The following is a 13016-nucleotide window of genomic DNA, read 5'->3' as shown; positions in this document are numbered from 1 at the left end:
AAACGAGAACATTATGGATCTGACCCAGCTTCGCATGTTCTGCTGCGTGGCGGAAACCGGCTCGGTCGCCCGCGCCGCCGAGCAGCTGCACCGCGTGCCGTCGAATTTGACCACCCGGTTGCGCCAGCTCGAGCAGGAGCTGGGCGCCGATCTGTTTATCCGCGAAAAACAGCGCCTGCGCCTGTCGCCGATGGGCCATAACTTTCTGTGCTACGCCAACCGCATCCTGGCGCTGAGCGACGAGGCGATGAGCATCACCCACGCCGGCGAACCGGCGGGCAACTTCGCCCTCGGTTCGATGGAGAGCACCGCCGCCACCCGCCTGCCCTCGCTGCTGGCGGCTTACCACCAGCGCTTCTCGCAGGTTTCGCTGTCGCTGACCACCGGCACCTCCGGCGAAATCGCCGATCGAGTGCGCGCCGGCACGCTGGCCGCGGCGCTGGTCGACGGCCCGGTGTCTTATGACGAGCTGAACGGCTGCATCGCCTATCCTGAACATATGGTGGTGATCTCCTGTCTCGATCACGCGCCGATCCACAGCGCCAAAGACGCCAACGGCGAAACGCTGTTCGCCTTTCGCGCCAGCTGTTCCTACCGCCTGCGGCTTGAGGCCTGGTTCAAGCGCGAAGGCGCGCGGCCGGGGCAGATCATGGAGATTCAGTCCTATCACGCCATGCTGGCCTGCGTCGCCAGCGGCGCCGGGCTGGCGATGATCCCGCATTCGGTGCTCAGCCTGCTGCCGGGCCATGAGCGGGTCCGGGTTCACACCCTGCCGGCGGACGTGGCCGACACCGCCACCTGGCTGCTGTGGCGCCGCGATGCGTTCGGGCCGAACGTGCGCGCGCTGAAAGAATTGATTATTGAACAGACGGAAACCACCGCTGTTGATGAAAGCACCCCCAACGATTTATCAGACGTTGTCGATATCGCCTGATTTAAAAAGAAAACCACTGAGGAGACTATGATGGAGATGATCAAAACCCGCGCCGCCGTTGCCTGGGGCCCGAACCAGCCGCTGAAGATCGAAGAAGTCGAGCTGATGCCACCGCAAAAAGGCGAAGTGCTGGTGCGGATCGTCGCCACCGGCGTTTGTCACACCGACGCCTACACCCTGTCCGGCAAAGATCCGGAAGGCGTGTTCCCGGCAATCCTCGGCCACGAGGGCGGCGGCGTGGTGGAAGCGGTCGGTGAAGGCGTCACCAGCGTGGCGGTCGGCGATCACGTGATCCCGCTCTATACCCCGGAGTGCGGCGAGTGCAAATTCTGTAAATCCGGCAAGACCAACCTGTGCCAGGCGATCCGCGCCACCCAGGGCAAAGGGCTGATGCCGGACGGCACCACCCGCTTCTTCAAGGATGGCAAGCCGATCTTCCACTACATGGGCACGTCCACCTTCTCCGAGTACACCGTGGTGCCGGAAATCTCACTGGCGAAAATCAACAAGGAAGCGCCGCTGGAAGAAGTGTGCCTGCTGGGCTGTGGCGTGACCACCGGCATGGGCGCGGTGATGAACACCGCCAAAGTGCAGCCGGGCGACACCGTGGCGATCTTCGGTCTGGGCGGCATCGGCCTGTCGGCGATCATCGGCGCGCAGATGGCCGGCGCGGGCCGCATCATCGGCATCGACATCAACACCAGCAAGTTCGATCTGGCGCGCAAGCTGGGCGCTACCGATCTGATCAACCCGAAAGACTATGACAAGCCGATTCAGGACGTGATCGTCGAGCTGACCGACGGCGGCGTCGACTTCTCCTTCGAGTGCATTGGCAACGTTAACGTGATGCGTTCCGCGCTGGAATGCTGCCACAAAGGCTGGGGCGAATCGGTGATCATCGGCGTCGCAGGCGCGGGCGAAGAGATCTCGACTCGTCCGTTCCAACTGGTCACCGGCCGCGTCTGGCGTGGTTCGGCGTTCGGCGGCGTTAAGGGCCGTTCGCAGCTGCCGGGCATCGTCGAGCGCTATCTGGACGGCGAATTCGCACTGAACGACTTTATCACCCACACCATGGGGCTGGAGCAGATCAACGAAGCGTTCGATTTGATGCACGAAGGCAAATCGATCCGCACCGTCATCCACTTCGACCAATAAGCCAGGAGGCAGAGATGACGTTGTCATTGGAACTTCTCGAAGAGCACCGCATGTTCGGCGGCTGGCAGCAGCGCTATCGCCACGCGGCGCAGAGCCTGAATTGCAACATGACATTCAGCATCTACCTGCCGCCGCCGCGTGATGACAACCCGCCACCAGTGCTGTACTGGCTGTCGGGGCTGACCTGTAACGACGAGAACTTCACGTTGAAAGCCGGCGCGCAGCGCATCGCCGCCGAGCTGGGCCTGGTGCTGGTGATGCCGGACACCAGCCCGCGTGGCGACGAAGTGCCGAACGACGAAGGCTACGATCTGGGCCAGGGCGCCGGGTTCTACCTGAACGCCACCCAGGCGCCGTGGGATCGCCATTTCCGCATGTACGACTACATCAGCGCCGAACTGCCGGCGCTGATCGAACAGCACTTCAGCGTCAGCGATCGTCAGTCGATCTTCGGCCACTCGATGGGCGGCCACGGCGCGCTGATGATGGCGTTTCGCAACCCGCAGCGCTTCCGCTCGGTATCGGCGTTCGCGCCGATCGTCAACCCGTGCCAGGTGCCGTGGGGCCGCAAGGCGTTCACCGCCTATCTGGGCAGCGACGAAAACCAGTGGCTGCAGTACGACAGCTGCCATCTGCTGGCCAGCGGCGCGGAAAAAATGCCGGTCCTTATCGACCAGGGCGACGACGACCAGTTCCTGGCCGACCAGCTGCAGCCGGCGCGGTTGGCGGAGCTGGCGCGCCAGCGCGACTGGCCGCTGACGCTGCGCATCCAGCCGGGGTACGATCACAGCTACTTCACCATTGCCACCTTCGTGGAAGATCACCTGCGCTTCCACGCCGAGCACCTGTTCCGCTGATAAAAAATCCGGGCGGTTATTAACCCGTCCGGATTTCTTCAAATACCGTCAAAAAGAAAGTCGATGGCGGCTTTTATCCTGCTCCGATACTGGGAAACATCACAAAACTCGGCCCCCAAAGCCCGAACCGGGATGCTGGCCATTTCATATGTCATCACGGCATACTCGTTGTCATCAATCAATCTGATCAGCGGGATCAAGCGCTCCGGCCGCGTACTCCCCGGGTATTTTTCAACGGGCAACAAAGGGATCACAACTCGACGATTTAATTGCCCAATGATATCGCTCGTCACATCAAGCAACAGGGGATAAACCGCGCTGTTTCCCCTATTCGCATACACTGTAAATTGCATCGCTAAAACGTCCTGTATTCGTCGCTAAAGCAACCATGCTCATCATTAAATCGGTTAAGCGCTTCAAGCGCCTCTCGGTTTTCTTCCTGCCATTTTATCCTCTCATGCTGACGCAACTCAGCATCTAAAGCAGCCGTTAGCGTCGCGCTGAGATTAATCCCCGCCTCACGCGCACGGCTCAACAAACTGCGTTCCAGCGTCATGGTCACACTTTGCGTCGTTCGTTGTTTTACTGGCATCGGCACCTCTCTCACTCATCTTCGTGCAAACAACACGGTTTATTGAACGGATAATAGCACTGAGACGTCATTTTAACCCGTTCAAATATGCGCCATACGTTAAAGCATCACCCCTTCAGCTTCGGATCGAGCGCGTCGCGCAATCCGTCGCCCAACAGGTTGAAGGCCAGCACGGTGATGAATATCGCCAGGCTGGGGAAGATCGCCACGTGCGGCGCAATCACCATATCGGCGCGCGCCTCGTTGAGCATCGCTCCCCACTCCGGCGTTGGCGGCTGGGCGCCCAGGCCCAGAAACGACAGGCTGGCGGCGGTGATGATCGAGGTGCCTATGCGCAGGGTGAAATAGACCACGATCGAAGACAGGGTGCCCGGCAGAATGTGCCGCAGGATGATGGTCCAGTCCGAGGCGCCGATGCTGCGCGCCGATTCGATATAGGTCAGGTGCTTCAGCACCAGCGTATTGCCGCGCACCAGGCGGGCGAAAGCCGGAATGCTGAAGATCGCCACCGCGACGATCACGTTGGCCATGCCGCTGCCCATGATCGCCACCACGCCGATCGCCAGCAGAATGCCGGGAAACGCGAACAGCACGTCGCAGACGCGCATCGTGAGGCGATCCCACCAGCCCTCATAGTAGCCGGCCAGCAGCCCCAGCAGGGTGCCGATCGCCCCGCCTGCCAGCACCGAGAACACCCCGGCCGCCAGCGAAATGCGCGTGCCCATCAGGATGCGGCTGAAGATATCGCGCCCTAGGGAATCCACGCCCAGCCAGTGCATCAGCGAAGGCCCCTCGTTCAGCCGGTCATAGTCGAAGTAGTTTTCCGCATCGAACGGTGCCAGATAAGGCGCCAGCAGCGCCGCCGCAATCAGCAGCAGCACGAACAGGCCGGCGACCAGCGCCGCCCGCTGGCGGCGAAAACGCCGCCAAAACTCGCCCCACGGCGTGCGTACCGCGTTAGGGTCGATAAGCGGCATCGCCTTCAGTGCGGCGTTGCGCCGCCAATGCTTAATCATGCCGCGTCCTCATTGATAACGAATCGCCGGGTTGATCGCCGCGTACAGCATATCCACCAGCAGGTTGATCAGGATGAACTCCAGCGAGAACAGCAGCACCTCGGCCTGGATCACCGGGTAATCGCGCATCTCCACCGAGTCTACCAGCAACCGCCCCAGCCCCGGCCAGTTGAACACCTTTTCCACCACGATCGAACCGCCGAGCAGGAAGCCGAACTGCAGCCCCATCATGGTCACCACCGGGATCATCGCGTTGCGCAGGCCGTGTTTCATCACCACCACGCTTTCCCGCACGCCCTTGGCGCGCGCGGTGCGCATGTAGTCCTCCTGCAGCACCTCGACGAACGAAGCGCGGGTGAAGCGCGCCATCACCGCTGCCACCGCCGCCCCCAGGGTGATCGAAGGCAGAATGTAGTGTCGCCAGCTGTCGGCGCCCACCGTCGGCAGCCACCCCAGTTCGACCGAGAACACCTGCATCAGCAGCATGCCGAGCGCAAAGGCCGGGAACGAGATCCCCGACACCGCCAGCGTCATGCCGAGGCGATCCGGCCAGCGGTTGCGCCACACCGCTGACACCACGCCGATCGCCAGGCCGAACGCCACCGCCCACAGCATGCTGGTGACGGTCAGCCAGAAGGTCGGCATAAAGCGCGAGGCGATCTCTTCGCTCACCGGGCGTTTGGACACCATCGAGATGCCAAAGTCGCCCCGCAGCGCGTTGACGAAGAAGTGCGCGAACTGCTGCGGCAGCGGCTTATCCAGCCCCAAACCCTTGCGCACCAGCTGCACCACCGCCTCGTCGGCCTCCGGCCCCGCCGCCAGACGCGCCGGATCGCCCGGCAGCAGATGGACGAACAGGAACACCAGCACCGCCACGATCAGCAGCGTCGGGATCAGGCCCAGCAGTCGTTTCAGAAAATAATTGAGCATCTCATTCCTTCCCCCGCCCGCCGCCGTCTGGCCGCAGGCGGGGATGGGCGCCTTATTTCAGATCGGCGTTATCAAAGTTGAACGAGGTATCCGGCATCACGTAGAACCCGCTCAGCTGTTTGCTGTTGGCCGACAGCAAACGTTCGGTCGCCAGGAAGATCCAGGGCGCGTCGGCCCAAATGCGATCCTGCGCGTCCTGATACAGTTTCTGCTTCTCGGCGCGATCGGTAGTCGCCAGCGCGTCGGTCAGATCCTTGTCCACCTGCGGGTTGCTGTAGAACGCGGTGTTGAACTGCTTCGGCGGCGCCGCCTGGGTAGAGAACAGCGGCGACAGCGCCCAGTCCGCTTCCCCGGTCGAGGCCGACCAGCCGGTGTAGAACATCCGCACGCCGGTGTCTTTCACCCCGACGCTCTCCACCTGCGCCGCACGCTGCCCGGCATCCATCGCCGTCACCGTCACTTTCACCCCCACCTGCGCCAGCTGCTGCTGGGTGAACTGCAGCACCTTCTGCGCGGTGCTGTGGTTGTGGGAAGACCACAGCGTGGTGGTGAAGCCGTTCGGGTAACCGGCCTCTTTCAGCAGCTCGCGCGCCTTGGCCGGATCGTACGGCCACGGCTTATAGCGGGCGGCGAAGTCAATGGCCGGCGGCACCGGGCCTTCCGCCGGCACCGCGTAGCCGGCGAACGCCACCTTGATCAGCGCGTCCTTGTTGATGGCGTAGTTCAGCGCCTGGCGCACCTTCGGGTTGTCGAACGGCTTTTGGGTGACGTTCATGCTGATGTAACGCTGCAGGATCGACGGCGCGGCCACCACGTCCAGCTTGGCATTGCCCTCCAGCACCTTGGCCTGCTCGTAGGGGATCGGGAAGGCGAAGGTCGCCTCGCCGGTCTGCAGCATCGCCGCGCGGGTGTTGTTATCCACCACCGGGCGCCAGGTGATGCTGTCGAGCTTCGGCAGCCCCGGCTGCCAGTAGCCGTCGAACTTCTTCACCTTGACGAAATCGGTCTGATTCCAGGTCACGAATTGATACGGCCCGGTGCCGACCGGATGGAAACCGATCTCCTTGCCGTATTGCTTCAGCGCCGCCGGCGAGATGATCGCCGCCGCCGGGTGCGCCAGGTTGTTGACGAACGCCGAGAACGGCGCCTTCAGCACGATCTTCACCGTATTGGCGTCCACCGCCTCGGTTTTGTCGATCATCTTGAACAGGTTGTAGCGCTTGAGGTGACTGTCCGGATTGCTGGCACGATCGAGGTTGATCTTCACCGCCTCGGCGTTGAACGCGGTGCCGTCGTGGAATTTAATCCCCTGGCGCAGTTTGACGGTATAGGTCAGGCCGTCTTTGCTGACCTCATAGCTGTCCGCCAGCACGTTCACCAGCTTCATGTCCTTATCGAAGCCGAACAGCCCCTGATAGAAAGACTTGGCCACCGCCTGCGACAGCGTATCGTTGGCGTCGTAAGGATCGAGGGTGGTGAAGTTGGAGGCCACGGCGATCACCGCGTCCTTCGCCGCCCAGACCGGGCCAGTTCCCGCCGCCAGCAGTACGGCGGCCAACAGCGCATTGCGTTTGAATGTGTGCTTCATGTCGCTTGTCTCTCCTGAGGTCTTTAAAAAGCACCGGCGATCGGGTGGCGGGCGACAAAGTGCCCGGCGCCAACCTGCACCAGCGGTGCGGTAACGGGTTCATCGCCCAGCGCGCGCACCGGGCTCGGGATCTCATCGGCCGGCAGCGGCTGCCGTTTGTGGGCATGCGCGGGATCGGCCACCGGCACCGCCGCCATCAGCTTGCGGGTGTAGGGGTGCTGCGGATTGTCGAACACCGCCTGCCGTGGGCCGATCTCGACGATCTGCCCGAGGTACATCACCGCCACCCGGTGGCTGATGCGCTCCACCACCGCCATGTCGTGTGAAATAAACAGAAAAGCGATGCCGAACTCGCGCTGCAGATCGAGCAACAGATTGACGATCTGCGCCTGAATCGACACGTCCAGCGCCGAGACCGCCTCGTCGGCGATCACCACTTTCGGGTTCAGCGCCAGCGCGCGCGCGATGCAGATGCGCTGGCGCTGGCCGCCGGAAAATTCGTGCGGGTAGCGGCGCGCATGCTCCGGCAGCAGGCCGACGCGTTCCAGCAGCCAGGCCACCCGTTGCTCCGCCTCCCGGCCGCGCATCACGTTGTGCACCAGCAGCGGCTCCATGATGGAAAAACCGACCGTCAGGCGCGGATCGAGCGAGGCGTAGGGATCTTGAAAGATGAACTGAATATCGCGCCGCAGGTGCTGCAGCGCCGGCCCCTTCAACTGATCGATTCGCCGCCCGGCGAAGGTGATGGTGCCGCTTTGGCTGTCCACCAGCTTCAGCAGAGAGCGCCCGGTGGTGGACTTGCCGCAGCCGGACTCGCCCACCAGCCCCAGCGTCTCGCCGGGGTAAAGATCGAAACTGACGTTTTCTACCGCGTGCACCCGGCGAGTGACCCGATTGAACAACCCGCCGCGCAGATCAAAGCGCGTAACCAGATGCTCCACCCGCAGGATCGGCGCAGCGCCTGGCGGCACGGTATCCTGCGGTGCCGTATCCCCCTCGCCGTCCGGCAGCGGAAACTTCGCCGGCAGCGGCCGATCGGCCATCGCCCCCAGCTTCGGCACCGCCGCCAACAGCGCTCGGGTATAGGCCTGCTGCGGCGCGGCAAACAGCTCGCGCACCCGATTCTGTTCCACCTGCTCGCCGCGGCGCATCACCAGCACCCGATCGGCGATCTCTGCCACCACGCCCATGTCGTGAGTAATGAAGATCACCCCCATCTGCATCTCCCGTTGCAGCACACGGATCAGCTGCAGGATCTGCGCCTGAATGGTGACGTCGAGGGCGGTGGTGGGCTCATCGGCGATCAGCAACGCGGGTTTACAGGAGAGCGCCATGGCGATCATCACCCGCTGGCGCATGCCGCCGGAAAGCTGGTGCGGGTAGCGCCCCAGCACCTCTTTGGCCTCCGGAATACGCACCAGATCGAGCATGCGTAGCGCCTCTTGGCGCGCGCTGCGGCGATCCATGCCCTGATGCAGGCGCAGCGATTCGGCGATCTGCTCGCCGACCGGAAACACCGGGTTGAGCGAGGTCATCGGCTCCTGGAAGATCATCGCCATGTCGGCACCGCGCACCGTGCGCAGCGTGCTCTGCGAGGCGTTCGCCAGATCGAGCAGCGCGCCGTCGCGCCGGCGCAGCGTCATGGCACCGCTGACGATGCGCCCGCCGCCCTGCTCCACCAACCGCATCAGCCCCAGCGAAGTCACCGATTTACCGGAGCCGGACTCACCGACGATCGCCAGCGTCTCGCCGCGATCGAGATCGAACGACAGGTTGCGCACCGCTGCCACGGCGCCGTCCGCTTGAGGAAAGCTGATGCTCAGATCGCGCACCGTCAGCACCCGCTGCGGCGGCAATGACAACCCATCGCCGGCGGGCCGGAATGAAACGTCGGTCATACACCCTCCCGGTGAACGCTTAGCGATAAATCCCGACGGACGGCGCATCGCCGACATAACCAAAACCGCGATACATCCCCTCGCAGTTGAACGGCAGCGCGAGATTGCCGTGGCGATCGACGGCGATCATGCCGCCGCTGCCGCCCAGTGCAGGCAACTTTTCCATCACCACCCGATCGCTGGCCGCCTGCAGGCTGAGGCCACCGTATTCGATCAGGGCGGAGACGTCATAGGCCGCCACACCGCGCATGAAGATTTCGCCGGTGCCGGTGCTGGAGACCGCTACCGTCGCGTTGTTGGCATAGCAGCCGGCGCCGATGATCGGCGTGTCGCCCACCCGCCCGGCCTGCTTGTTGGTCATGCCGCCGGTGGAGGTGGCGGCGGCGAGGTTGCCCAGCGCATCCAGCGCCACCGCGCCGACGGTGCCGAATTTGCGATCGGGATCGAGCGGATCGCCGGCCTGCGCCGCGCCGTCGTGATCGAGCAATACCCGGCCCTGCTCCGCCTGGGCGCGGTGCAGCTGATCAAAGCGTTCCTGGGTAAAGAAGAAGTCAGGGGCGACCATTTCCAGGCCGTGGGCGGCGGCAAACTTCTCGGCGCCTTCGGCGGCAAACAGCACGTGTTCGCTGTTTTCCAGCACCGCGCGCGCCGCCAGCACCGGGTTGCGGATATGGCTGACGCCGGCGACGGCGCCGGCATCGCAGGTGCGGCCGTCCATCACGCAGGCGTCCAGTTCGTGAGTGCCCTGATGGGTAAACACCGAGCCTTTGCCGGCGTTGAACAGCGGGCACTCTTCGAGCAGTCGCACCGCTTCGGTCACCGCGTCCAGCGCGCTGCCGCCCTGTGCCAATATCGCCTGCCCAGCGGCCACGATCTCGGACAGCGCCTGGATATACAGCCGTTCTTTTTCCTCACTTAGCGCCGCCCGGGTAATTGCGCCCGCGCCGCCATGAATGGCAATCACTGGTTTGCTCATTTGCCTGACACCCTGTGTTAATCCCGCCGTTGCACAGCGAATAAGCTGAGCGCGGTATCATTATTATTTAGTCTTTTTCGACTCTATTTAGTCCTACAGTGGAAGTACAGCATAACGTCCACGTCCCGCTTTTAGCGTAGTCCGCTTAGACCATTTCGCACCTTGAAATAGCTTATTGGAATAAAAACAGCAGGTTATAAAAAGCAGCGAACCGCCGATCGTGCGGCTGAGATTATTGGTAATTTCGCGTGCGGAAATAGCGGCATGGCGTGAGGAAATAAACGTTCGCGCTGAATAACGCTTATTGTGGCACCCGACCTGCTGTTTTTTCCCCGGTCGGGCGCAGATGATCCGATGATTAAAAACCCGATCCAGGCTGCTGTAAAAAGGCCTCTTCTTCCGGCGTGCTGGTGCGCCCCAATATCGCATTGCGATGCGGGTAGCGGCCGAAACGATCGATGATCGCCTTATGGCGCAGCTCGAACTCCAACTGGTCGCCGTTGTTGAGCTCGGTGTACAGCACCAGCGCCTGCTGGTGGATCAGCGGCGATTCCGAATGCATGAATGGCAGATAAAGGAAGCCGCGCTGCTCGCGGCTCAGCCGTTCGCACTCGCCGCTGCGGATCGCCTCCTGCGCCAGGATCAGCGCCATGCCGTCGCAGGCGAACGACTGCGGCGTACCGCGGAACAGGTTGCGGCTGAACTGATCGAGCACGATCACCTCCGCCAGGCGCCCTTCGATGGTGTCGCGCCAGTGCGCCAGCTCCCCCGCCGCCGCCGCCCGCCAGATTTCGCCGAAACGGCTGTGCAGCAGACGATCGAAATCGTCGTCCTTTTTGAACCACATGATCGGTTCGATCTCGTCGAACCAGAACTCGATAACCTGTTTATGCATCATGATTCTCCTCTGTTTTACGCAGTTTATACCCGATCGCCCCGGCGCCGCAGTGCGAAAGATGGCGGGCATAACCCGTTCTCCCCCCCGGCGTTCTCTGCCATAATACCCGCACTTTGTCGCTATTTTAGCGCACCCTGATTACGGAGTTCCCTTTATGGATCATTGCCATACTTCCGATCTCATCTCCCTGGAGCAAGCGCTGGAAAAAATGCTCGGGCAGATCGCCCCACTACAGCAAACCGAATCCGTTGCCCTGACCGCCGCCGCCGGCCGCATCACCGCCGCGCCGGTGGTCTCGCCGCTCGACGTGCCGCCGTTCGCCAACTCGGCGATGGACGGTTATGCGCTGCGCCTCGCCGATCTGGCGGCCAATGCGCCGCTGCCGGTCGCCGGGAAAGCCTTCGCCGGTGCGCCGTTCGACGGCCAATGGCCGGCCAACAGCTGCGTGCGCATCATGACCGGCGCGCCGATCCCCGCCGGGGCGAACGCGGTTGTCATGCAGGAGCAGGCAGAAGTGAGCGACCAGGGCGTGCGTTTTAACGCGCCGGTTGAAGCCGGCCAGAATATCCGTCTGGCGGGTGAAGACATTCTCCGAGGCGCGAGCGTGTTGCCGGCCGGCGTGAAGCTGGGCGCCGCGCAGCTGCCGCTGCTGGCTTCACTCGGCGTCGCCGAAGTGCAGGTAATGCGTAAGCTGAAGGTGGCGGTGTTCTCCACCGGCGACGAATTGCAGCCGGTCGGCCAGCCGCTGCAGGCGGGCCAAATCTACGACACCAACCGTTTCGCGGTGCGCCTGATGCTGGAACAGCTGGGCTGCGAGGTGCTCGATCTCGGCATTATCCGCGACGATCGCGATGCGCTGCGCGCCGCTTTCGAACGGGCGGACAGCCAGGCCGACGTGGTCATCAGCAGCGGCGGCGTCTCGGTCGGCGAGGCCGACTACACCAAACAGATGCTCGACGAGCTGGGCCAGGTCAGCTTTTGGAAGCTGGCGATCAAACCCGGCAAACCCTTCGCCTTCGGCAAGCTCGGCCACGCCTGGTTCTGCGGCCTGCCGGGCAACCCGGTTTCCGCCGCCCTGACCTTCTACCAGCTGGTGCAGCCGCTGCTGGCGAAGCTGGCCGGCCACAGCGACTGGCGCCTGCCGCCGCGCCTGCGCGCGCGCGCGCTGACCCCACTGAAGAAATCGCCGGGCCGCCTCGATTTCCAGCGCGGCGTGTTCAGCAGCAACGCCGCGGGCGAACTGGAGGTCAGCACCACCGGCCACCAGGGCTCGCACGTCTTCAGCTCCTACAGTCAGGGCAACTGTTTCATCGTGCTGGAGCGCGAACGCGGTTCGGTGGCGGTGGGTGAAACGGTGGAGATCGAGCCGTTCAACGCCCTGCTGAGGAGCTGAGCATGCTGCCGGAATTGACCGACGCCGAAGCGCTGCGCTACAACCGCCAGATCGTGCTGCGCGGCTTTGACTTCGACGGCCAGGAGAAGCTGAAGGCCGCCCGCGTGCTGATCGCCGGGCTGGGCGGGCTGGGCTGCGCCGCCGCGCCTTACCTGGCGGCGGCCGGCGTCGGCCATCTGGTGCTGGTGGATTTCGACACCGTCTCGCTCTCCAACCTGCAGCGCCAGATCCTGCACCGCGACGATCGCATCGGCCAGAGCAAAGTCGCCTCCGCCAAGCGCGAACTGAGCGCCATCAACCCGCATATCCGCATCGACGCGATCGACGGCCGACTGGAAGATGAGGCAGTTGCGGCAGAGATCGCCGCCTGCGATCTGGTGCTGGACTGCACCGACAACGTGGCGGCGCGCGACGCCCTGAATCGCCGGTGCCACGCGCAGCGCAAGCCGCTGGTTTCCGGCGCGGCGATCCGCATGGAAGGCCAGCTCAGCGTGTTCACCTATCAGCCGGGCGAGCCCTGCTACCGCTGCCTGAGCCGGCTGTTCGGCGACAGCGCCCTCACCTGCGTAGAAGCGGGCGTGATGGCGCCGCTGGTCGGCACCATCGGCACCCTACAGGCGATGGAAGCCATCAAGCTGCTGGCCGACTATGGTCAACCGCTGCGCGGCAAGCTGTTGATGTTCGATGCGATGAGCATGCAGTTCCGGGAGATGAAACTGCCAAAGGATCCGCACTGCGAAGTGTGCGGCGGGGAATGACGGATAAAAAAAGGGCGGGAT

At 63.4% G+C, this 13016-nt stretch carries 13 protein-coding genes; 5 read left to right on the top strand and 8 right to left on the bottom strand.

Annotated features, from left to right (window positions below; genetic code table 11):
- Window positions 1–13 precede the first annotated feature (13 nt).
- The 3 genes from ptrR to fghA are packed head-to-tail and all read left to right on the top strand — an operon-like array spanning window position 14 to window position 2946.
- On the top strand, window positions 14–934 hold the full coding sequence (gene ptrR / locus QDT79_RS11895) for a putrescine utilization regulator PtrR (RefSeq protein ID WP_107227449.1): 921 nt from the start codon (window positions 14–16) through the stop codon (window positions 932–934).
- 30 nt (window positions 935–964) lie between these two features.
- Entirely contained in the window at window positions 965–2089 is a 1125-nt protein-coding gene (locus QDT79_RS11890) for an S-(hydroxymethyl)glutathione dehydrogenase/class III alcohol dehydrogenase (protein ID WP_063988868.1), read from the top strand.
- Window positions 2090–2103: 14 nt separating this feature from the next.
- Window positions 2104–2946, top strand: a complete 843-nt coding sequence (gene fghA / locus QDT79_RS11885) for an S-formylglutathione hydrolase (RefSeq protein ID WP_077038636.1) — start codon at window positions 2104–2106, stop codon at window positions 2944–2946.
- A gap of 38 nt (window positions 2947–2984) precedes the next feature.
- On the opposite strand, the gene QDT79_RS11880 is transcribed toward fghA, so the two are convergent.
- The 8 genes from QDT79_RS11880 to QDT79_RS11845 all read right to left on the bottom strand — a co-directional run bounded on the left by QDT79_RS11880 (window position 2985) and on the right by QDT79_RS11845 (window position 10841).
- Window positions 2985–3299, bottom strand: a complete 315-nt coding sequence (locus QDT79_RS11880; protein ID WP_107227448.1) for a CcdB family protein — start codon at window positions 3297–3299, stop codon at window positions 2985–2987.
- 2 nt (window positions 3300–3301) lie between these two features.
- Entirely contained in the window at window positions 3302–3538 is a 237-nt protein-coding gene (locus QDT79_RS11875; RefSeq protein ID WP_029988820.1) for a type II toxin-antitoxin system CcdA family antitoxin, read from the bottom strand.
- 107 nt (window positions 3539–3645) lie between these two features.
- Entirely contained in the window at window positions 3646–4554 is a 909-nt protein-coding gene (gsiD, locus tag QDT79_RS11870; RefSeq protein ID WP_172837460.1) for a glutathione ABC transporter permease GsiD, read from the bottom strand.
- A gap of 9 nt (window positions 4555–4563) precedes the next feature.
- Complete coding sequence (gsiC, locus tag QDT79_RS11865) at window positions 4564–5484, bottom strand: glutathione ABC transporter permease GsiC (protein WP_308316534.1); 921 nt, start codon at window positions 5482–5484, stop codon at window positions 4564–4566.
- Between the two features lie 52 nt (window positions 5485–5536).
- Window positions 5537–7072, bottom strand: coding sequence for a glutathione ABC transporter substrate-binding protein GsiB (gsiB, locus tag QDT79_RS11860; RefSeq protein ID WP_107227447.1), 1536 nt, complete (start codon window positions 7070–7072; stop codon window positions 5537–5539).
- Window positions 7073–7095: 23 nt separating this feature from the next.
- Window positions 7096–8970 carry a dipeptide ABC transporter ATP-binding protein gene (locus QDT79_RS11855; protein WP_308316533.1) on the bottom strand — a complete coding sequence of 625 codons (1875 nt, stop codon included), beginning with the start codon at window positions 8968–8970 and terminating at the stop codon, window positions 7096–7098.
- A 19-nt stretch (window positions 8971–8989) separates the two neighbouring features.
- The gene (locus QDT79_RS11850; protein WP_308316532.1) at window positions 8990–9946 is read right to left on the bottom strand and encodes an isoaspartyl peptidase/L-asparaginase family protein; all 957 of its coding nucleotides are present in this window, start codon (window positions 9944–9946) and stop codon (window positions 8990–8992) included.
- A 358-nt stretch (window positions 9947–10304) separates the two neighbouring features.
- The gene (locus QDT79_RS11845) at window positions 10305–10841 is read right to left on the bottom strand and encodes a DUF924 family protein (RefSeq protein WP_060421380.1); all 537 of its coding nucleotides are present in this window, start codon (window positions 10839–10841) and stop codon (window positions 10305–10307) included.
- 157 nt (window positions 10842–10998) lie between these two features.
- Between QDT79_RS11845 and moeA the strand changes: the two genes are divergently transcribed.
- Window positions 10999–12237 carry a molybdopterin molybdotransferase MoeA gene (gene moeA, locus QDT79_RS11840; protein WP_308316531.1) on the top strand — a complete coding sequence of 413 codons (1239 nt, stop codon included), beginning with the start codon at window positions 10999–11001 and terminating at the stop codon, window positions 12235–12237.
- A gap of 2 nt (window positions 12238–12239) precedes the next feature.
- The gene (gene moeB / locus QDT79_RS11835) at window positions 12240–12995 is read left to right on the top strand and encodes a molybdopterin-synthase adenylyltransferase MoeB (RefSeq protein WP_107227444.1); all 756 of its coding nucleotides are present in this window, start codon (window positions 12240–12242) and stop codon (window positions 12993–12995) included.
- Window positions 12996–13016: the final 21 nt, after the last annotated feature.

This window comes from Serratia marcescens, from assembly GCF_029846115.1.
GTDB classification, from domain to species: Bacteria; Pseudomonadota; Gammaproteobacteria; order Enterobacterales; family Enterobacteriaceae; genus Serratia; species Serratia marcescens_L.
The sequence above is the reverse complement of the archived record's forward strand: the minus strand, read 5'-3'. Positions and strand labels throughout refer to the sequence as shown.